The sequence below is a fragment of the Zobellia roscoffensis genome, assembly GCF_015330165.1.
Classification (GTDB): domain Bacteria; phylum Bacteroidota; class Bacteroidia; order Flavobacteriales; family Flavobacteriaceae; genus Zobellia; species Zobellia roscoffensis.
In genome coordinates, this window is sequence record NZ_JADDXT010000002.1 from 4750001 (window position 1) to 4772539 (window position 22539).

19 protein-coding genes are annotated in these 22539 nt (G+C 36.4%); 14 read left to right on the forward strand and 5 right to left on the reverse strand.

Annotated features, from left to right (window positions below):
* The first annotated feature begins 43 nt into the window (after positions 1 to 43).
* Positions 44 to 1657, forward strand: coding sequence for a M1 family metallopeptidase (locus IWC72_RS19350; protein ID WP_194530924.1), 1614 nt, complete (start codon positions 44 to 46; stop codon positions 1655 to 1657).
* A gap of 70 nt (positions 1658 to 1727) precedes the next feature.
* Here IWC72_RS19350 and IWC72_RS19355 read toward each other — a convergent pair whose 3' ends face one another.
* Positions 1728 to 4757, reverse strand: coding sequence for a ThuA domain-containing protein (locus tag IWC72_RS19355; RefSeq protein ID WP_194530925.1), 3030 nt, complete (start codon positions 4755 to 4757; stop codon positions 1728 to 1730).
* A gap of 176 nt (positions 4758 to 4933) precedes the next feature.
* On the opposite strand from IWC72_RS19355, the gene IWC72_RS19360 reads away from it, so the two are divergent.
* The 11 genes from IWC72_RS19360 (at position 4934) to IWC72_RS19410 (ending at position 14373) form a co-directional block, all read left to right on the forward strand.
* Positions 4934 to 5527, forward strand: coding sequence for a methyltransferase domain-containing protein (locus tag IWC72_RS19360; RefSeq protein WP_194530926.1), 594 nt, complete (start codon positions 4934 to 4936; stop codon positions 5525 to 5527).
* A 127-nt stretch (positions 5528 to 5654) separates the two neighbouring features.
* Positions 5655 to 6032 (forward strand): hypothetical protein, encoded by a 378-nt coding sequence (locus IWC72_RS19365; RefSeq protein ID WP_194530927.1) that lies wholly within the window; start codon positions 5655 to 5657, stop codon positions 6030 to 6032.
* A 207-nt stretch (positions 6033 to 6239) separates the two neighbouring features.
* Positions 6240 to 7043 (forward strand): MbnP family protein, encoded by an 804-nt coding sequence (locus IWC72_RS19370; RefSeq protein ID WP_194530928.1) that lies wholly within the window; start codon positions 6240 to 6242, stop codon positions 7041 to 7043.
* A 72-nt stretch (positions 7044 to 7115) separates the two neighbouring features.
* Entirely contained in the window at positions 7116 to 8162 is a 1047-nt protein-coding gene (locus IWC72_RS19375; RefSeq protein WP_194530929.1) for a cytochrome-c peroxidase, read from the forward strand.
* The gene (locus IWC72_RS19380) at positions 8137 to 9156 is read left to right on the forward strand and encodes a transporter family protein (protein WP_194527820.1); all 1020 of its coding nucleotides are present in this window, start codon (positions 8137 to 8139) and stop codon (positions 9154 to 9156) included. The genes IWC72_RS19375 and IWC72_RS19380 overlap by 26 nt, the downstream gene beginning before the upstream one ends.
* A 270-nt stretch (positions 9157 to 9426) precedes the next feature.
* Complete coding sequence (locus IWC72_RS19385) at positions 9427 to 10122, forward strand: DUF2490 domain-containing protein (RefSeq protein WP_194530930.1); 696 nt, start codon at positions 9427 to 9429, stop codon at positions 10120 to 10122.
* A gap of 39 nt (positions 10123 to 10161) precedes the next feature.
* Positions 10162 to 11382, forward strand: a complete 1221-nt coding sequence (locus tag IWC72_RS19390) for a bifunctional alpha/beta hydrolase/OsmC family protein (RefSeq protein WP_194530931.1) — start codon at positions 10162 to 10164, stop codon at positions 11380 to 11382.
* Between the two features lie 132 nt (positions 11383 to 11514).
* On the forward strand, positions 11515 to 12153 hold the full coding sequence (locus tag IWC72_RS19395) for a hypothetical protein (protein WP_194530932.1): 639 nt from the start codon (positions 11515 to 11517) through the stop codon (positions 12151 to 12153).
* A 189-nt stretch (positions 12154 to 12342) separates the two neighbouring features.
* Positions 12343 to 12954, forward strand: coding sequence for a superoxide dismutase family protein (locus tag IWC72_RS19400; protein WP_194530933.1), 612 nt, complete (start codon positions 12343 to 12345; stop codon positions 12952 to 12954).
* A gap of 76 nt (positions 12955 to 13030) precedes the next feature.
* Positions 13031 to 13579 (forward strand): RNA polymerase sigma factor, encoded by a 549-nt coding sequence (locus tag IWC72_RS19405; protein ID WP_194527825.1) that lies wholly within the window; start codon positions 13031 to 13033, stop codon positions 13577 to 13579.
* The gene (locus tag IWC72_RS19410) at positions 13570 to 14373 is read left to right on the forward strand and encodes an anti-sigma factor (protein WP_194530934.1); all 804 of its coding nucleotides are present in this window, start codon (positions 13570 to 13572) and stop codon (positions 14371 to 14373) included. Before IWC72_RS19405 ends, IWC72_RS19410 begins: the two co-directional genes overlap by 10 nt.
* Positions 14374 to 14558: 185 nt before the next feature.
* Here IWC72_RS19410 and IWC72_RS19415 read toward each other — a convergent pair whose 3' ends face one another.
* Positions 14559 to 15605, reverse strand: coding sequence for a VOC family protein (locus tag IWC72_RS19415; protein WP_194530935.1), 1047 nt, complete (start codon positions 15603 to 15605; stop codon positions 14559 to 14561).
* Positions 15606 to 15615: 10 nt separating this feature from the next.
* Positions 15616 to 16395: a TIGR04283 family arsenosugar biosynthesis glycosyltransferase gene (locus IWC72_RS19420; RefSeq protein WP_226979640.1), complete on the reverse strand. Its 780-nt coding sequence runs from the start codon at positions 16393 to 16395 to the stop codon at positions 15616 to 15618.
* 99 nt (positions 16396 to 16494) lie between these two features.
* On the opposite strand from IWC72_RS19420, the gene IWC72_RS19425 reads away from it, so the two are divergent.
* Positions 16495 to 17283 (forward strand): DUF547 domain-containing protein, encoded by a 789-nt coding sequence (locus IWC72_RS19425; protein ID WP_194530936.1) that lies wholly within the window; start codon positions 16495 to 16497, stop codon positions 17281 to 17283.
* Here IWC72_RS19425 and IWC72_RS19430 read toward each other — a convergent pair.
* A complete protein-coding gene (locus tag IWC72_RS19430) occupies positions 17280 to 18320 on the reverse strand; it encodes a BamA/TamA family outer membrane protein (protein ID WP_194530937.1) in 1041 nt (346 codons plus the stop codon). The genes IWC72_RS19425 and IWC72_RS19430 overlap by 4 nt on opposite strands.
* A gap of 154 nt (positions 18321 to 18474) precedes the next feature.
* On the opposite strand from IWC72_RS19430, the gene IWC72_RS19435 reads away from it, so the two are divergent.
* The gene (locus IWC72_RS19435) at positions 18475 to 20718 is read left to right on the forward strand and encodes an efflux RND transporter permease subunit (protein WP_194530938.1); all 2244 of its coding nucleotides are present in this window, start codon (positions 18475 to 18477) and stop codon (positions 20716 to 20718) included.
* Positions 20719 to 21206: 488 nt separating this feature from the next.
* On the opposite strand, the gene IWC72_RS19440 is transcribed toward IWC72_RS19435, so the two are convergent.
* On the reverse strand, positions 21207 to 22484 hold the full coding sequence (locus tag IWC72_RS19440) for a tetratricopeptide repeat protein (protein WP_194527831.1): 1278 nt from the start codon (positions 22482 to 22484) through the stop codon (positions 21207 to 21209).
* Positions 22485 to 22539: the final 55 nt, after the last annotated feature.

Genomic DNA, 22539 nt, shown 5'->3' on the forward strand with positions numbered 1-22539 from the left:
CTACTATATTGAGCTTATTTTCATTTTCATACATCAAATCACAATGAAACGGATAACTCTAGTAACGCTCCTAATGGTTGCCACCTCAACCTTTGCACAAGAATTTACAGAACAAGATACCCTACGTGGAAGCATCACCCCTCAACGCGAGTGGTGGGACCTCAACTATTATCATCTTTATGTGTCTGTAGACCCGGATAAAAAATTCATTTCAGGTAGCAATACTATTCGCTATAAAGTGTTGGAGAAAAACCAGGTAATGCAAGTTGACTTACAACCACCTCTTACTATTGAAAAGGTGACACAAGACGGAAAAAAACTTGAGGTTGTAGATAACGGAAATGCCCATTTTGTACAATTAAAGAAAAAACAGAAAAAGGGTGATTTCAATGAAATAAAAGTGTTCTACTCCGGGCATCCAAAAGAAGCGGTACGCGCACCTTGGGACGGTGGTTTTTCTTGGAAAAAAGATAGCAAAGGAAAAGACTTTGTTGCTACTTCCAACCAAGGCCTGGGTGCCAGTGTTTGGTGGCCCAACAAGGACCATATGTATGACGAAGTAGATAGTATGCTCATCAGCATAAAAACGCCAAAGGGGTTAATGGATGTCTCTAACGGGAGATTGAGAAAAGTAGATAAAGACACCAATACCTACCACTGGTTTGTTGCCAACCCCATAAACAACTACGGTGTAAACATCAACATTGGTGATTATGTACATTTTGGGGAAAAATTCGAGGGAGAAAAAGGCCCTCTGGATATGGACTACTATGTGCTTCGTGATAATCTAGAAAAGGCAAAAGAGCATTTTAAAGATGCTCCAAAAATGATGAAGGCTTTTGAGCATTGGTTCGGCCCCTACCCTTTTTACGAAGATAGTTTTAAATTGGTGGAAGTACCCTATCTGGGAATGGAGCACCAAAGTTCTGTTACTTACGGAAACCAGTATATGAAAGGGTATATGGGAAGAGACCTTTCCGGATCGGGTCATGGATTAAAATTCGACTATATTATCATTCACGAAGCGGGTCATGAGTGGTTCGCCAATAATATCACCTATAAAGATATTGCGGACATGTGGATTCATGAAAGCTTTACCACCTATACGGAAAACATTTTTATAGACTATTACTATGGCAAAGAGGCTTCAGCCGATTATGTAATCGGTTTACGTAAGAATATAAAAAATGACAAACCTATTATAGGAACGTATAACGTTAATAGTAGAGGTTCTGGAGACATGTACTTTAAGGGTGCCAATATGTTACATACCATAAGACAGTTGGTAAACGATGACGAAAAATGGCGCCAGGTTTTACGTGGACTAAATATTGATTTTCACCTTCAGACTGTGACATCAAAGCAGATTGAAGATTATGTCTCGGAGAAAACTGAAATAGACCTTTCCAAAGTATTTGACCAGTATTTACGCACTACCAAAACTCCTGTTTTTGAATATAAGATTGATGGAAATAAGGTAAAATACCGATACTCAAATATCGTTGATGGTTTTCACATGCCACTTAGCATTTGGATTGATGAAAAGGCACATACTCTTAGCCCTACAGTAGAATGGAAAACACAAGAACTAGACGGCGACCTCTCTACTTTAGAAGTAGATCGCAATTATTATGTAGACCACAAAGAGATGAAATAATTGAGTATACTCTATAAAAAAAGCGGCCCACATTTTCATGTGGGCCGCTTTTCTATTGTAAAGAAACGTTTTACTCAGGTTTATCCGTTCCTTTTTCTTTCAGAACAACAGTTTTCATTCCGGTAAGCGGGATGGCTCCTTCTTGACCTTCATCTGTATAACTTGCGGTAATAACCATTACCTTATCATCTTTAGTAGGTTTAGGCACTATACTACCAGAAGCTGGAAGCGATTTTGCCTTCTCTCCTGTATCTGCCAAAGACATGATGTACTCAACAACTTGTCTGGTTTCATCCTTTGTAATATTAGGATGCGCTGGCATTACAACTTCACCCCAAACACCACCACCACCGGCAACAATCTTCTTCTGTAGATAAGACTTTGCTTTCTTGTCGTTTTTATATTTATCGGCGACAGCCTTATAATTTGGACCAATAGATGGACTTGCTTCTTTATGACAGGTTTTACAATCCATTCCCTGCGTTAACGCTTTACCCATAACTGATGCAGAAACTTGTTGGTGACCCAATGACATATTTTGTTCATCAAAGCTTTCCAGATAATCTACAGACACAAAAATATTTTTTGAATCAATAGCATCGCCATCAGCATCGGTTGCTTTTACCTCATACTTTACGGGAACACCTTTTTCAAAAACGGTGCTACCATCTATAGTAATAGCCACTTCTGGTCTGGAGTTACCTGCAACAATAGAAATTACATTACTAGTTGCCGCATCGCCTTGCGCATCTTTAACTTCAACAGAGACTCTATATTGACCCGCTGTATCATAAGTATGACTAATCTGTGGCTCAGTAGTTTCTTTGGTTTCACCATTGCCCAAGTTCCATACATAAGAAATAGCATCTTCTTCGCGATCTCTTGCATCAACCTTAATAGTAACAGCAAGTGGTAATTTACCTGAGGTATGATCAACAATCATATCATCTATAACTGGTGGGCGATTGCCTCCATTATATTCAATATAACTTAAAGCCGAATTCTCATTTTGGGTAAACCAACCACTACCGTACTCTAATAAGTATACTCTACCATTAGGGCCCATCTCCATATCAATTAAACTATTCACTTCTATATCTGAAGCAAAAGGTTCCATTTTGTTGAACGTCCCATCTTCAAAGAAAGTTACCGCTTTCATCCATCCGCGCATCCAATCATAGATAATGGTTTTACCATCAAAATAATTAGGAAGACCACCTCCGTTAGGGTATAAATCTGAATAATAAGTTGGCCCCGCCATAGCATTTCGACCCCCTGTACCTACTTCTGGAAATTCTTTAGAATCTACATATGGATAATAGATATAAGCTTCTTTTGCAGGAGGAAGCTCACGAAGTCCTGTGTTGTTTTTAGAGTCGTTGATGGGTTTTTGCGGGTCAAAAGTAATTCCGCTTTCGCCTGTTTTATAATCGTAATCTACATACGGCTTATTATCCGCTATAAATAATGGCCAGCCAAAGTTTCCTGCCTCGGTAGCACGGTTCATTTCATCATACCCTTTTGGTCCACGGGTTTCAAACTTATCATTACGGGCATCAGGCCCTACCTCACCCCAATACAATGTACTATTCTTTTGGTCTACCGATATACGATACGGGTTTCTATGACCCATAGTATAAATCTCAGGGCGTGCTTTCTCCGTTCCCTCTGCAAATAAGTTACCTTCAGGAATATCATAGCTACCGTCTTCGTTTACTTTTATTCTGATAATTTTTCCTCTTAGGTCATTAGTATTACCAGAAGATCTACGAGCATCATACTGCTCACGACTCGGAATATCATTTAACGGTGCGTACCCATTGTTTACATATTTCACTCCTTTTTCATTAAACGGAGTAGAATTATCTCCTGTTGAAAGGTATAGCAACTTATCTGGCCCAAAAGCGATAGAACCACCAGTATGACAACAGATTTCTCGTTGTGAGTCTACATCTAAAATGACTTGCTCAGAAGCCAAATCAAAAACACCATCCTTATATTGAAAACGAGATAAACGGTTCACCCACTTATCTCCCGTTGGGGAATAATAAAGATATATCCAGTTATTCGTTGCAAAATCAGGGTCTTTCTGAAGCCCCATTAAACCTTCCTCGGCATTAACACCCGGTGTCTTCAAAGTCTTATAATACACATCTAAAGATGCAATTTCTTTAAGTTCTTGAGTAGCATCGCTATATAAGGCAATCTGACCACGACGTTGCGCAATTAGCACATCATTATTTGGCAATACCGCCATTTCCGTAGGTTCAAAAAACTCACCTACGCTTAGCTGTTTCTTTGTGAAACGATCCACATCTGGTGGAATTTGTGTAGTAGCTTTGGAATAATCTAAAACCTCATTCTTACCAATCGCATAGTTAATACCTCCTAGCAAATGTTTTAAGAAAAGGTCTTCTGAGAAAGTTTCGTCTGTATGACCTGCACCTGTATAGAATGCCCTACCACCATCAAACTCATGGTACCAAGCAAATGGGTGGTAATCTCCATTTGTTCCTCCCTCATAAGTAGATTCATCTACGGTCATCACCACATGAACATCTGGGTTTAATTTATTGTAGTTGTAAATCTCATCACTTCTATGCCAAACGGAGTCAGTAAAAAATTCGGTTGCACCAAAGTTTTTATCGGTTACTATAAAATCGGCTTCTGGCGTACCTTTTGGGTGGCTTCTGAATTGAGCTCCCACTAATTTAGTATACCAACCCCAATCATATTCTGTGTCTGCCGCCGCGTGTACGCCAACAAAACCACCGCCAGCTTGAATGTATCTTTCAAAAGCAGCCTCTTGTTTGGCATCTAAAACGTTTAGCGTAGTACTTAGAAAAATAATCGCAGAATATTGTTTTAGATTGTCTTCATTAAAAAGTTCAGAATTTTTGGTAGTATCTACCATAAAGCCTTTTTCGCTTCCTAGTTTCTGGATAGCAGCAATACCTGCTGGAATTGATTTGTGTTGCCAACCCACTGTTTTGGAAAAAACTAAAACTTTAGGTTTACCTTCTCTCTTGTGACTACCATCGCCACAACTGGCAAGGACTAGTCCCATAACAAGGACCATAATTAATACTACTTTTTTCATAAAGGAATGCTTGAAAATATTTGGTTTAGTTTGAAACAAGTTTTAAATGTAATGATTAGCTATTGAATTGCCCAAAATGAAGTGTTAGAAATACAATTTTGAGATAAAATTTATATACTTTGACCCAAATTTTATAGTCATTGAAAATTTCGGATTAATTTCACAGCAAAAAAACGATGAACAATTTGCGTGCATATTGGACCAAACGTTATGAAGAAAATAATACGGGATGGGATATTGGCCATCCTTCTACACCCATTAAAGAATACATAAATCAGCTAACGGATAAGAGTATTTCTATTTTAATACCTGGTGCAGGTAATGCCTATGAAGCGGAGTATCTTTGGAAAAAGGGATTCAAGAATATTTACGTGATGGATATTTCCGAAGTTCCCTTGGAGAAGTTTGGAGAAAGAAATCCTGATTTTCCCAAGACGCAGTTACTACTTGAAGACTTCTTTGAACATAAAGGGCAGTATGACCTTATTTTAGAACAGACATTCTTCTGCTCATTTGTACCCACGGATCAAAACCGAAATACATACGCCAAAAAAATGGTCTCCCTTCTAAAACCCAAAGGCAAACTAGTAGGTGTTTGGTTTAATATTCCCTTAACAGGCGATATGGAAAAACGGCCTTTTGGTGGCAACAGAGAAATCTATTTGAAGTATTTGAGTCCGTTTTTTAAAACTATAACTCTTGAAAGTTGCTACAATTCTATTCCTCCAAGAAAAGAGAATGAGCTTTTTGGAATTTTTCAAAAGATATAATGAGATTCAGTGTTCCTGCGAGTTTTAGATTCTTACCAACTTAAAACTAGTGGTTTATTAAGCGATGGTTGTAGATTTTTGACGAGTTTATATTTCCTTAAAAGAAAAAAGATAGTACTTTTGGCAAATGAAGCAATGCGTAATACTTTTCGTAGCTTTTATAATGATGGTCAAACCACTTTGGCCAGTGGCCGAGTATATTGCCAACTACGATTATATTAAAAACGTATTGTGTGTAAATAAAGATAAGCCAATGCTTAATTGCGATGGTAAATGTTATCTCGCCAAGCAACTTGCTAAAGAATCAGAAGAGAACAGCAAAAACCCTTTTGGAGAAAAAAGTTCTAAATTAGAAATACAGCAAACAGTTTACTTTCAATCTCTTTTCAATATCAATTTTGATTTGGTCATTGACCTTCAAGAAAAAGAAATTTTTAAGATGGATTCCCATTTGAAATCCACACTTCTTACTTCAGATATTTCTGAACCGCCCGAATTGGCATAATACCCTTCTACATCCAAGCTACGCTTATTTGAGTCTAAAAAGACCCGAAGCTATGCTGTCATTGACAAAATGGACATGTTTCAACCAATTACGGTTGTAAAACATTGTCTCACAAACAAAATTCTAAAAAACGGATTTATCTAGCCTACCTTAAATAGGTTAAAATAACAGGCCTTTAGATAATCCATATCTATAAAATATTTACTGATGAAAAATTCTTTATTAACTCTTTCTGCTGTATTCGCTCTTTTTATGACCTCTTGTTCAAATGATGACGATGCTACCAGTGAGGAAACTCTAACAGGAAGTGGCGAAGTTTCCCTAACCTATGACAATGGCTTTAATGGTAACGACTTGGTTTTAGGTACCGCAAATGCAGCGAATGCCAACGGAGAATCCATTACCGTTAACCGCTTTAATTATATTGTAAGTAATATTAGATTGGTTAACAAAGATGGAGAAGAGTTTGCCTATGCTAAAGATGATAGCTATTTCATCATCAACCAAGAAAATGAAGAAGACCGTGTAGCCCTTGCAGATGTTCCTGCTGGTGAGTACACTACTTTAAAATTCGGAATTGGTGTTGATCAAGAAAAATACCTACAAGGAGCTGAAGGTCAAGGTGACTTCCTAACTGTTGCCGAAGAAAACAACATGATGTGGTCATGGCAAGCAGGTTACAAGTTTTTAAACTTTGAAGGCACATTTACTTCAGAAACAATAACTGAAGCTACCGAATTCAAAATTCATATGGGTAGTCATGGGTCTAGTCTTGATAACTACAAAGAGGTTTCTTTAGCACTACCTGAAAACGTTGTTGTTGGAGATGGAATTGACTCTAATATCCACTTAAAAATCGATGCTTCAAAAATATTAGCAGGTGCTACTACTGATATTGAACTTACTGAAAAGTCTGTAATCATGGTAGATGCAGAAAAATCTCCTCAGATTGCAGTTAATGTTTCTGAAATGTTCGTAGTTGACCATATTCACAATGGTAACGGTCACTAATTAGACCGACTATTAAGTCTACAATAATTGACGACCGGCTTCACAAAAGCCGGTTGTCATAATTAGATTAAAATGCTTAAAGCAACCCTATATACGGCACTTCTATCGCTGGTTTTTTGGTCTTGTAATTCTTCTGATGATACATACGAGACCATAAATGAACCTTTAGAATTTTCTGTGCCCTCTAATTTCCCAGATGCTGTTTATAACCTGGAGACAAATCCGCCAACAACTATAGGTTTTGAACTAGGTAAAAAACTTTTTTATGATGGCCAACTATCGAGTAACGGGTTTATCTCTTGCGGGTTTTGTCACGAACAACGAACGGCCTTTACCCATCATGGTCACCAATTTAGCCATGGTATTGATGATTTAGAAGGAGTTAGAAATACACCTGCCATTCAGAACGCGGCATTCATGAAAGAATTTGCATGGGATGGCGCCACCAATCATTTAGATTTATTTCCGATTATCCCTATTACCAATGAAGTAGAAATGGGGGAAACGGTAAGTGGTGTTCTTACTAAAATTAAAAGTGATGAGGAGTATCAAAAACTATTTGCTTCGGCTTTTGAAGATGGTGAAGTAAACAACGAGAATTTTTTAAAAGCCCTTGCTCAATTTATGGTAATGATGGTTTCGGCAGATTCTAAATACGATAAATATGTACGCCAAGAAGAAGGCGGAACGTTTACCGATGAAGAAATAGAAGGTTTTGCTGTTTTTACCAACAAATGCGCCTCCTGCCATACCTCAGATCTTTTTAGCGATGACGCTTTTAGAAACAATGGTTTGGCACCAAACCCTTCTCTTAATGATATAGGTAGAGAAGAAGTAAGCGGAGATGCAACTGATCGTTACAAATTTAAAGTACCTAGCCTAAGAAATGTGGAACTTACCGCTCCCTATATGCATGATGGTAGGTTCGGCACTTTAGAAGCGGTACTTGATTTTTATAGTAACTCAGTAACGGACTCCCCTACTTTGGACCCCATTTTAAAACAAGACGGTGAATTAGGAATTGCCCTAACTGATAATGAAAAAACTACGTTGCTGGCCTTTTTGGGTACATTAACAGATGAAACTTATATAAATGACGAACGATTTGCTGAATATTAGAATCCTGTTTTGGTTTATAACCATAATAGGTATAAGTCTCAACACCACGCTTTCTTATGGAAATGACAATCCTAAAGCGATTGACCCAGACCCAATTGATTGTGCAAAATTACTGTATTACAATAGTGAATATTTTGATTTTTGCGATACGTGTGGTTGTGGAAGTAGCGGTGGCAGTATGGGCTACGGGACCGGATTGAATAATAATTTTATAGGTGTACGTTATATTGGACAAGAGTACCGTTCCCGTGATGGTATTTTTGCAGACTCTCCTTGGATAACCGAAAACTTCAATACCGTACAGGCTTGGGCCAATATACCGGTTACCAAAAGAGTTATTCTAAATGTTATAGTTCCTTATCAATTTCACAACAGAATATTACCGGATAATACAGAGCAAAACATTAATGGTATAGGTGATATTAGTGTACTTGGTTACTATAATTTAATCAAAGCTAGACCAGATAGCGTTGTAACCATAAAACCTCAACATTTTCTACAATTAGGAGGGGGAATTAAAATGCCAACTGGTAAATATGACAAGGATAATAACGAAGGAAGTGTAAACCCTAGTTTTCAATTAGGTAATGGTAGTTGGGATTATATTCTTGCTATGAATTATGGTTTTACATATAGAAACTGGGGTATTACCTCTATGGTCAATTATACCGTAAAAACTAAAAACCCTAAGAATTATCAATTTGGAAACCAATTAAATTTAGGCATCAACGCATTTAAAACTTATTACGTAGGTGATGTTTCCCTAACTCCTATTATTGGCGTTGCCGAAGAAATTTATGGTACCAATAAAGAATTAGGCTTTGAAGTAGCCGACACAAAAGGTGATATTTTCTTGGGAAAATTAAGTGTAGAGGCTAGCTATAACAGATACGCATTAGGTTTAACCGGAATGCTGCCAATTAGTCAAAACTTAAATAGTGATAAGGTGGAATTACATAACCGGCTTTCGGTCTATGTAAATATTAATTTATAGAAAGTACTTTTTTTTGTTTAAAGTCCTGTTTTCAATGTTTGATAGTCATTGGTAAGCAGGACTTTTCTTTTATCAATTTTTATCTCATTACTACTAAAAATTAAAGTGCTTTATGACATGATTAAAAAACCGAAAATTCTGCTTGGAGGACAAATGCTCCCTTTGTCCTTAACAAGCTTTTAAGAATTATAATTTAAAGTTTTGGTATATTTATCGCTATTCCGAATAACTCAACTTGTTTTCTCAGGAAAACCCAATCCCTAAACTTTAATGAAACGAATTTTACTCAGCTTAGCATTAGTATGCACAATTTTATCTAGTGCCCAAGAAACAGGAGAAAGTAGCCTAGGTACGTGGCATATGTATTTTGGAACCAATAAGGTTTCTGATAAATTCAGTATCCATACAGAGGGTCAATTAAGGTATTACGAACATGCTAAAAACTTTAATCAGTTATTATTACGTACCGGATTAAACTATCATATAAACCCTAATGCTATAGCTACAATGGGATATGGTTACATAACCACAGATGGTACTTTTGAAGAATTTCCAGACGAGACCAACTCCAAAGAACATCGTATTTTTGAACAGCTTATCCTTAAAAACAAAGTTGGCGACTTTCTTTTTGAACACAGATATAGGCTAGAACAACGCTTTCTAGATTTTGGAGACAGAACGGATACGCAACACCGCGCTAGGTATAGATTACAAGTAACATTACCGTTAACAAGTGTATTTTTCTTAAATTTTTATGATGAGATTTTTCTGAACTTACAAGATGATGTTTTTGGCCAAAACCGCTTGTATGCGGCACTAGGAGTAAATGTAACCCATAATCTAAGTGTACAGGCAGGCTATTTAAAAAACCATTTTCCATCTGCAAATTTTGACCGTTTACAGATAGGTGTCATATATAATCCCGACTTAAGGGATATATTCAAAAAGGACGATAACGGTAGTTAATACAAACCTCTCTATCCGTCAAAATAAAAATAGGCAAACATGAACCTTCAGAAAATTACTTTTAAAAACAAAAGCGGACAAGAATTGGTCGGCAGATTAGAATTACCAGCTAACAGACATCCTCACAATTTTGCCATTTTTGCCCATTGTTTTACTTGTAATAAGAATCTCACGGCTGTTCGTAATATCAGTAAAGCGTTAACATCAAACGGATTTGGCGTATTACGTTTTGATTTTACAGGTTTAGGAGAAAGTGAGGGCGATTTTGCTGACACCAATTTTTCCGGTAATATTGAAGATTTAGTCGCTGCTGCCCATTATTTAGAAGAAAACTATAAAGCTCCTACTCTTTTAGTTGGACATTCACTTGGTGGTGCGGCCGTAATTTTTGCTGCTGAAAAAATAGATTCTATAAAATCTCTAGCTACCATAGGTGCTCCATCTAACCCTGTTCACATAGAACATTTGTTGCAAAGCGGAATTCCTGAGATTGAGGAGACAGGAAAAGCGATAGTTAACCTTAGTGGCAGGGATTTCACCATTAAGAAACAATTTTTAGATGATTTACAACACAAGCCACTCGCTCAAATACTGGGTAAACTCCGTAAACCAATCCTAATTCTACACTCACCACAAGATAACACTGTAGAAATTAAAAATGCCGAAGAAATTTATGTAGCGGCACATCACCCAAAAAGTTTTGTCTCTCTAGATGATGCTGACCATTTATTATCCGATAAAAAAGACTCCTTTTACGCTGGCGAGATTATCTCAGGGTGGGCTAAGCGATACTTAGCACTAGATACGGAACAACAGGAAACACCTAAAACCAAACATCAAGTTGTGGCAAGCCTAGATGATTCCGAAGGATTTACTACACAAATGAAAGTGGGCAATCACTTCTTAACCGCAGACGAGCCTAAAGATGTTGGAGGCAATGATTTTGGACCTTCTCCTTACGAATTTGTTTCTGCAGGGCTATCTGCATGTACTGCTATGACCGTACAGATGTATGCCAAAAGAAAAGGTTGGAAAATAGATAATATAGAGGTTCATACTTCCTATAGCAGAAGCCATGCAGTAGATTGTGCAGACTGTGAATCAGATGCAGCCAAAATAGATACTTTTGAAAGAGATATAAGGCTTACAGCAGATTTAGATGAAAAACAGAAAAAACGCATTCTTCAAATTGCCGATAAATGTCCGGTACACAAGACCTTACACAACGAAACACAGGTCATTACCAAATTAGTGGAATAACCCATTGTTCGCCTTTATTAATAGAACTACGGGCATATAAGTTTTTATGTGTTAAAATCGTCTTAGAACGAACTTGATTTGGCTGTAAGAATGTTTAACTTTGATGCCAAACCTAAAAAATTCACAGTGAACATGAAAAAAATTAAACTTATAGCCCTTGGGCTACTGTTAGTTGGTGCTTTTAGCTGTAAAGACGCCAAAAAAGAAAGCACTGAACAAAGCACAGAAGCACAAGCTGTAACGGAAACTTATAGCTTGGTACAAGACTCTACAAAGGTTAGTTTCACCGCTTATAAAACCTCTGATAAATTACCGGTTGGTGGTCAATTCAAAAAGATAAATATTACCAAAGCTGGTGAGGGCGGTTCTGCTATTGAGGCTCTAAACGGAACTGAGTTCAGTATTCCTGTAAGTAGCTTGTTTACGAATGACGCTACGGGCACAAGGGATCCAAAAATTTTGGAATTCTTCTTTGGTGCAATGGACAACACAGAGCTTATCTCTGGAGTATTTAAAGTTGCAGCGGACAACTCATGTTCTATTGATGTAACGTTAAACGGAAATACAGAAAATATAGCACTTACACATAAAATTGTTTCGGATAACGCCCTTACTTTTGATGGTGTTATGAACCTTGAAAACTGGGACGCACTTGATGCCGTTGCTTCAATAAATAAAGCTTGTGAAGCTTTGCACACGGGTAAAGATGGTGTTAGTAAAACATGGAGCGAGGTTGCGGTTCACGCAGAAGTATTGCTTCAGAAAAACTAGACTTTCAGAACAAAGACATTTAAGTCTTCCTTTAAAAAATCCACTTATCAAATTATATTGATAAGTGGATTTTTTAATGCACTCCCTTTTTTTAACTCAATACCTTAGAATCATGCCGCATACGATGGTAAGGATTGAAAGCACCCAAATTTCTTATTACATTTCAACCAAATCATAAATACAAGAACAATGAAACATATAAAAATAGGAGCCATAGCTATACTGGCCATGACAATGGTAAATTGCAAAGAAGTTAAAAAAAATGCAGCAGATTCATCAACAGAAGGACTTGACAAAAGTGTAGACCAGATGGAAGCAAGTGCCCGAGAAATGAAGGAAGATATTATGGGAGAATCTCTTACCGTACTGATGACCGCTAAAAATAACAGCAAAATGAAAGGTGAAATAACCTTTACTCAAAACGATGATGAAGTTGTTATGAAAGCAGAATTCACCGGACTAGAAGAAGGCTCTCACGCAATTCATCTTCATGAAAATGCCGATTGCTCTTCTAATGATGGAAAATCTGCCGGTGGTCATTGGAACCCTGTAGACGAACGCCATGGTAAATGGGGAGATGAAAAAGGATACCATAAAGGAGATATAGGTAATTTTGAAGCCGATGCCAATGGTAATGCCATGGTAGATTTTTCTACCGACCAATGGTGCATAGGTTGCGATGATGACACTAAGAACATTATAGGGAGATCGGTAATTGTACACCAAGGCTCAGATGATTTTACATCTCAACCAAGTGGAGATGCTGGATCTAGAGTTGGTTGTGCCAGCATTACCAAATAACCTTAAACAACACTTTAACATTAAAAACCGCTATGAAGAGCGGTTTTTTCTATCTTTAACTCAACTAATAAAATATATGGATTTAGATACATTGGTCGTTCGCTTCCAAAAAAAGGATATTCTAGCTTTTGAGAAGCTGTATGATATGTATTGGGAAAATATATGCGGCGTTGTTCATACCATCGTAAAAGACAAAGGTTTAGCAGAAGAAATTTCTCAAGACGTTTTTGCAAAGGTCTGGAACAACTCAGATAGCTACAATGCTTCAAAAGGGCGCTTTTTTACTTGGATTTTAAACATTGCGCGTAATGCGGCAATCGATAAAGTGCGCTCAAAATCCTATAAAGACCAAAAAAAGAACCTGTCCGCAGATTACTTCGTAGGTATTTTGAACAGAGCGGATAATCCTGAAGAAGATAAAGAGGAGATAGACACTTCCGCACTTAAAAAACTAGTATTGAATCTAAAGGAAAAATGTCTTGAAATCATTGAAATGCTTTATTTTAAGGGATATACCCAAACAGAAGCTTCTCAAGAATTAGATATTCCCCTAGGTACCGTTAAAACGAGAAATAGAAGTTGTATTTCTCAATTACGGGAAAATGTTACATTAGAATGGAAGTAGACAAATACATAGCATCGGGAATTTTGGAACTTTACGTGGCGGGAACGCTAACGGAAGAACAAAATATGGAAGTATTTCAGTATGCACGTGAGTATACAGAAATACGAGAAGAGATATTGGCTATAGAAGCTTCTATATTAGAACTGACCAAATCGGTAGCTCCATCAATTGCCAAAAGAAAAGGTTTTGATGACGTTAAAGTTCGTATAGGAGAAAGAAAAGATACCCAAGTTGTTCAATTTCCTAGAGAAAAATCGAATTGGAGTACGTATACAGGTTGGGCTGCAGCTATTTTATTGGGCGTTGGTTTGGCATGGTTCTATAATGAGAACACAGAACTTAAATCTAACATAAATGTTGTTGAGCAAGAAAAACAACTTCTGGAACAACAGATTTTTGAAGCGCGAGGCTCATTGGCCAGTACTAACGAACTATTGAACAACTTAAGAGATAAAGATGTAACCTTAACTCCATTAGGAGGGCAAGAAGTTTCACCTACATCGTATGCCAAAGCCTACTGGAATAAATCAGAAGACAAAGTATATATAGATGCTCAAGGATTGCCAGAACCACCAGATGGCATGGTATACCAAGTATGGTCTTTAAAATTAGATCCATTAACACCAACAAGTATGGGGCTTCTTGAGGATTTTGCTCAAGACGAAAACAAAGTATTTACTTTGGACAATCCTAACCAAACGGAAGCGTTTGGTATTACACTTGAACCCGCAGGTGGTAGTGAATCACCTAATTTAGAACAGCTATACACTTTAGGGGCAGTAGCATCTTCTTAAAGTAGTATCACTTAAACTTAAAAAGAGCTTTACATTTACTTGTAAAGCTCTTTCTATTTGTAGATAGCAAACTACCTCGGGGCAAGCCCACGAAGCATTAGAAGGGATACACCTTTATTTCGAGGCAAACCTAGGAGCATTTAATCTAAATTATCGAGTAAATTATAAAAGTTCCGTAACTGGAATTATAAATCTTTGTTCACCTTATGTATAGCCATTAGTTTCACCATCCACTTGGGTAAAGGTTTGTGCGGGTTTCTCTTTTTTAAGTCGATAAAAACTCCCCATTTCTTATATACAGGAACTTTATGGGTCTCTACCAGTTCAATTAATGTGCCATCTGGGTCTTCCATATATGCAAACCTGCCAGCTGCATCGCCCATATCAAAACTATTGGCGCTATCTACGGTGAACGAATGACCTATTTTTTCTGCTTCAAGACGTAGAACATCCAATCCAGATACATCAAAACACAGATGAATAAAACCTAAATCTCCCCAAAGTCTATTTTTGAATATGATATCAGGAACTCTATCTAATGCTTGTATTAATTCAATTTGAGATGGACCGTATAATTCACCAAAACCGCCTGAGCGTTTATTACTTCGTGTAAGCAAAACCCGCCTGTATATATTTCCTCCTCTATTTGAAAACTCTTCAAAAACACCGGAAAAATCGCTTGAAACCGTATCATAACCAAGTAACTTATCATAAAAATAGAGCGAAGCATCCATATCGGAAACTCCTATAATAACCCCTAAAACTCCTCCGCTATCGCTATCTTTATTAGCAAAATAATAATGTTCATTAACCAGTTGTACCCAGTTATCCCAAGGGTCTTTGAAGTAAAAATGATTTCCTTCTAAAATTTCAGAAAGCTCGGTTACGGTAGAGTTTTGCAGGGCCTTATGTATCTGCTCTATTTTAGCTGATCTGATTTTTATAGCGTTAATTCCTAAATCACCAAATTGAACTAAATTTTGTGGTGGCTGCGGCTTTCTATTTCTAAACTGCCAAATCTCCAATCCGCCACCACCGGTCATATTCAATGCCAAAATAGCTTGGCGTTGTTCTGGCGTACCTGCCGTATACCGGGTCATTAGATTAGCGGTAGCCACATCATTGAATACCATAATATCAAAACCCAAATGCACCCTATACCAATTAAAAACAGCATTTGCATCTGTGACACCAATACCTATCTGTTGAATTCCGTTTATAATTTTTTGCATTCTTAAGTGATTACGCGTTATGCTGGTAAGGCATTTTAAGAAGTTTATTATGAATAGATTTAAGTTTCTCCGAAGAAAACCCCAACTTAAAAAGAACTACAAGTAATAAATTGGATAGGTTTACGCGCAAATAAGAATTACTCTCATATTTTCTAGCCGAAACAATTAAATCGTTATTTATGATTTTATAGCGTATTTTGTTTTTTTTCATTCGCTTGAAGAATTCAAAATCTTCCATTAAAACTTGATTTTCATCAAACCCACCTAAAGCATTAAAAGTATCTTTTTTTATAAAAAGGCATTGATCTCCTCCTCCTGTAAAAATACCGTCCTTAGCCGTAAAAGAAGCATTTATATCCAACCAAAAACTTCTTTTATCAAACCGGTATGAAAAAAATCCAGCTTCATAATCATCCTTTAAAGTAAATTCTATATCCTTCAAAAATGACTCAGGTGGTTTCACATCTGCGTGCAGAAAGACCAAAATACTACCAGAAGCTAAAGAAGCACCTGTATTCATTTGCACGGCTCTGCCTTTTCTTTCGCATTTAATAAAATTTATGTTAGATGATTCAGAAATTAAATTTTCTGCATCATCCTCACTATCGCAAGAAAGCACAACAATTACCTCAACATCAACCTTACTGGTATTCGCAAGAAGTGATGGCAATAGTTTTGAAAGATTCTGCCTTTCATTATGGGCAGGTATAATAATAGATATCATAAAGTGTTTTATAGGTTGTTGAAGCGCTAATATATTATTCAATAAAGCTGCTCCTGGTAACCACATCTACGTAACTTTAAAAGAAAGGTTTCAAAAAAAGATGCGACCAAACCCTCGCTTCAACTTTTACGTATATAGCAATATTACAACTCTAAAGCAAAACCCATGAGCGCAATCACATTTAAATATCCTGTTATTCTATTCTTACTAGTAATATGGGTTTTTCCCTCATATGGACAAGTGGATAATTCTAAAATTTTGGATTTGAACACCTTCTCTGAATCATTTTTAATAAAAGTTCGCAACAATCAAGATACTAATAAGATACGGACTCAACTATACAACACTACACTTGAAGAACTTGAAGAAGGTTTAAACACAGATGATAAAAAGTTGGCTTTTTGGATAAATATTTACAATGCCTACATTCAAGTTGTTTTATCTGAAAACCCAGAAAAATATAATGACCGGAGAACATTTTTTAGCGCTGAACAGATTCCGATAGCAGGTAGACTGGTTTCTTTTGAAAAAATAGAACACGGTATTATTAGAAAATCTCAATGGAAATTAGGTCTTGGCTTAGTTAGAAAGTGGTTTCCGAATAAGTTTGAGCGTAAACTAAGAGTTGATGACAGAGATTATAGAGTGCATTTTGCGTTGAATTGTGGGGCAAAGGATTGTCCGCCTGTAGCTATCTATAGTGCAGAGCACTTAAACGAACAATTAGATAAGGGAACAGAGAAATACTTAAAGAAAACTTCTATTTACAACGATCAAACCAAAGAAGTTGCCGTAACCTCTTTGTTCAATTGGTTTAGAGGTGATTTTGGATGTAAAAGTGGTGTGAAGGATATTCTAAAAGAGTTTGATATTATTTCTACTACCAAAAAAATTGATTTAAAGTATAACAATTATGACTGGACGCTAGATTTGGATAACTGGATAGACCTTTAAAATGCTTCTTTTATGGTAAAATAAAAGTTCCCTCCTTCATTAGACATGCCATAATCTACCCGTATACGAACGCCATCTCTTTTATTTATAATATAACGGAGCCCTATGCCTCCTGCATTCTTGTAAGCCGAAGAAAGTAACTTATTTAAAGCTGGGGCAACGGTTCCTGAAGAACCGAACACAGCACCTCCAAATCTGCCTGCAATAGGAAAACGGTACTCTAATGCCATACTTAACTCAGCATTATCCTGATACCTTCTGTTATTAATACCTCTAGTTCGTTTGGAACCTAAATAAAATAAATCATAAAAAGGGGTACTCTTACTACTGCTACCTACGAACACGTTGGCAGCAAGAACTTGTTTCTCTCCTACTTTCTGATAAAAACGATTGTCCAACTCAAACTTTGAATAGTCAAAACTAGAACCCAAGATTTTACTAGAAGTAAACACGTTACCCTGAATATAAAATCCCTTGGTGGGAAAAAAGTTATTATCCCTAGTGTCATAGGATACCTGCAAACCCACATTAGAAATGGTACCGTCCTGCTTTCCCGGAACGTTTGAAGCTTCTAAAATTCCATTTTCCTCAATTCTAAGGCTACTGTAGCTATCAAACTCATAGCCTAATCCTAAATAAAAATCAGGTAAAAATTCTCGCATTAAAGCCAGCCGCACTCTAGGAAAAGTAACTTCATAGGTTTCTTCATCTTCTTCTCTACTATCAATACCAACACCAAAAAAATTATAGAAGTATTTATAAAAGCCAAACTCTCCGGACAAACGCCATTTCTCATCATCTTTATAAAATTCAAAAGGCGCATATACCAAAATCTGATTTTTGGTCGTATAACTAGCTCCTAATTGCAAAGACGATGGTCTTGTTGTCTTTTTTTCATCTTTCAACCAGAAATTAGCGATACCAATACCTCCAAATCCAAAAGCAGTTTCTGGCGTGTAAAATACCACAGGAAAAGCAGATATCTTTAAATGATCAACAATGGAGTCTTGACTAACCTTAGTCTTTTTTTGCGCCATTATAAAATTTGTACAAAAGCAAAGTAATACGAATGGCACTATTCTATTTAAGTTGATCATTCTTGGTTTTAAGTTACCTTATGTTTAGTAAAGTAATTGATTATCATTTATGAATGGGTAATTTAGCACAATAATAAATTATTCAATATTTCATATGCACAAAATACTTGCCTTAAAGAAAACCATACTTGTTATTTTTGGTATTCTGAGTGTTTTTGCCGTGCTAGCCTTAGGAAACTTAAAATTCTCTTTTGATTTTAGTCAGTTTTTTCCAGAAGGCGACCCTGACCTTATATTTTATAATGAATTTATAGAAGAGTTTGGAACCGATGATAATTTTCTTCTTATTGCCATTGAGAATGAATCAACGGTTTTTGACCAAGCTTTTTTAGAGCGGTTTGATGCGCTTTCAAAAGAAGCTAAAAAACTTCCGTTCGTAACCCAATCTCAATCTCTTACTACTCTTTTTTACCCGTTGAAAACCTCTTTTGGATACACAAAACTACCAATCATTCATATAAACGACTCCACTAAATATGCTTCGGATTTTGAGAAACTAAAAGAAGATAACTTTTATACAAATGCTTTAATAGATGAGAATGGTACTTCTCTAGTCCTTGCCTTAGAAACAGAAGATAAACTTGATTATGAGCAAAGTATTGTCCTATTAACCAAGGTTAGGTCTTTGTTGAATAAACATGGGCTTAAAAACCATCATCTTCTTGGGCGTACGTATTTCTATGAAGCCCTTGTAGCTATGCAAAAACATGAAGTTACAGTAACCAGCATCGCTTCAATTTTGCTTATATTTCTAGTGCTTTTGCTTATTTATAGAAGAATACTTATTGTTTTTATTGCGCTATTCTCTATTACCATTGCGCTATTACTGTTTTTAGGACTGTTATCTGTATTGGGCAAGGAACTGAACGCCATGGCGGCTTTCTACCCCATCTTAATGCTTATAGTAGGAACATCAGATGTTATTCATATTGTTGATGATTATCTAATCAAGTTAAAAACCGGACTGCCCAAAGAGAAAGCACTTTGGTCTACTCTTAAAGAAGTAGGCACTTCAACCCTTTTAACATCTGCAACCACTGCCATAGGTTTCGCTTCGCTTTTAACTTCCAAATCTAGTAGTATTAGTGATTTTGGTTTAAACGCCGCTATTGGAGTCCTAACGGCTTTTGTTACCGTTATTTTTCTGACGAGTGCACTTATATTACTCCCCAAGAAAGAATATTTATTACCTAAAAGAGAGGCTTCAAAAAAATGGCCAAAACTGCTTTCAGGCATAAACAACTACACCAAAAAACACCATCGCCCAATACTCTATGGTAGCCTTATATTTACCTTGGTTTGTACTTATGGAATCACTAAAATAGATACCAATTATCAAATAAAAGAGAGTTTACCCACGAATAGTACTATTGCATCGGATTTCAAATTTTTTCAAGACCATTACTCGGGTTTTAGACCGTTGGAAGTTGCCGTTATGACTCAAGGCGAGAGCAAAATATCTGACTTTGACGTAATTCAACAAATTGAAAAAGTTGAACAACAATTAAGAACGGAAGCTCCTATTAAAAACATAAATTCAATATCATCATTCTACAAAACCTTACACAAAGCACACAACCTAAATAAATCAGATTTCTTTGTTTTACCTAAAGACTCTGTGACTTTTGAAAGTTATAAAGCAGATATTAATAAAATGGCCCGTAAACAATACGCCAAATTTGTAAATAAGAATGAAACGAAATCTAGAATAAGAGCCAGGGTACTTGATGTTGGCACAGACACCTTAAACCAACTATATGAGAGGTTTGACAGATTTACGGCAGCACAAACAGATTCTAGTCAAGTAAAATTTAAACTAACCGGAAGTGGTGTACTTCTAGACAAAAACTCCTATTACATTCAAGACAGCCTAATTTCTGGATTGCTGGCCGGTTTATTAATGGTAGCATTAATTATGGCACTATTATTCAAAAACCTGAAATTGCTTTTAATTTCCTTGCTACCAAATTTGGTTCCACTTTTATTTGCGGGAGCATTGTTAGGATATTTAAATATCCCTTTAGAATCAACAATTTCAGTTGTTTTTGCCATTGTTTTTGGCATTGCGGTAGATGACACTATTCACTTTTTAGGAAGATACAAATTAAGCCGAGATGGTGGCTTAAGTAAGGAGGCTGCCCTAGAAGTTACCTTTTTAAAGACGGGTAGAGCTCTAATCATAACCACGACAACCCTGTTCTTTGGATTTTTAATACTACTTTTTTCGGCGCATGCGCCTAGTGTAACCATAGGATTACTAGTAAGTATTACCCTTTTAACAGCTCTGGTATTAGACCTGTTATTACTACCAGTACTTATTAGAAAATGGCTTAGATAGAATTTTCCCAAAAGGGCGAAGTCTACACATAAACAAACTTCAACCAATTGAAAAACAATAAGCAAGTGGCTTATCATTATTCTTTATAAACTTCTAATTGAAGTCTACTTTTCTGTTTTAAGGGATTTTCTAAGCTCTTTCCGAGCAACTATAACTCGATATAATAAAATGGACATGAATGAAAGCCAAGCGAGGAAAAGAATGTACTCCATAACGATACTAATTTTGGGGACTATGTTAGGTTAAATCTCTTTGATTCTAGCCACATTTACAGTGACATAGAATAGCATATGTACTATTTGGAAGATAAACATAATAATTACTTTTGGATTTTCCTACACTAAAGTTAAAAAAAACACAAATAATTTGTTTTTGCCATTAATAAAAAAGAGCCAAAACTAACGTTTTGACTCATTAAAGAACAACTTAATCTAAAACCCAAATCATTATCAGACCATTACACAGTAAGACTTGAACCACATCTTTACCTATAATTTTGCGATACTCCCTTCCGAGGAAGGTCCCAATTCATAAATTGCTTCGGCTAATTCTGTTTTAATGGCTTCAGCTTTCTCAATTTGCCCTGTAGCCTTATAAATCTCAGCAGCATAGAGTAGTATAGCTGGTTCAAATGTTTTCCCCTCAATATACTCTTGAACAATTTCTAATGCCTTCTCTTTATCTCCTTTTTTAAAGTGACTATACGCCAACAAACTATATGATTCTGGTGTTGGCCTATTACCCACTTCTTTTCTTGACAGTTTTAACGCCTTGTCAAACTGATCCGTTCTATCTAAATAAAGCGAAACATTATACGTATTGTACATATCTCCATATGCAGGGTTTTGAACCATTTCAAAATAAGTATCAAAATTTGATAGGCTTTTTAAATCATCGCCCATAAAGTCCGCCACTTCAGCTTTAAGCAAATAATAGTCTGGAGCTTTATAATTTTTTGTGACAGAATCTAGGATGCGCATGGCCTCTCCTGCTTTCTTTTCGTATGAGAAGACTATCCATGCTATTCCCTTCTTTGCATAGGCGTTTCCAGGATCTAGTTCTAATGCTTTTAAATAATGCTCATAAGAATCTTTAATTCTTCCGGCATGACCGTAATAGTCTGCAAGATTAGTGTAAGACCACAATCTTAAACTTTCACTTTTTGCAACTTCGGCTTTCTTCTTTGCTTTTTCCATAAAACGTATGGTAGTATCCAAATCACCTTTGTGATCATTCCATTTTGATACTCGAATCAAATATGCAAAATCATTCATATTTTTAAGGCTATCCAAATATGTTTTGGCCTTATCATAGTTCCCCAATTCCATATTTACATCAAACATAAGCCCTAGTGTTTGATCAATACCACTATTTATTGTACGGGCAGAATCTGCAAGTTGCGCCGCTTCTCTAAAACGGTGCTGAGAAATATAATTTCTGGCTAAAGCCCTATAGTAACCTGCCTTACCAATGGCAGCTATGTCTACCGCTTTTTTTAAGACTTGTTCTGCCTTTTTTAAATATTGTATATCACCAGTGCTCTTAAAGTAGCGGTCGTACTCTCCACCTACTATACCAAAGCTCATTAACTGAGAACTATCTGGTTTTATCTTGGAATTCCAAAGTTCAAAATATTTTGAAGTGGTTTGAGATGGCTCTGAGGCCAAATATTTATCATAATCCTCCTTATTGGTCAATAGGTGTTCTGATTCTGTTTTGCATGAGGAAAGAAAAAATAACACAATGCAAATAGTAATGTATCTCATCTTCAAAATTTTAAAGTTTGGAAATCGGTTTGTTTTATTTGATAAAAAAGGGAGG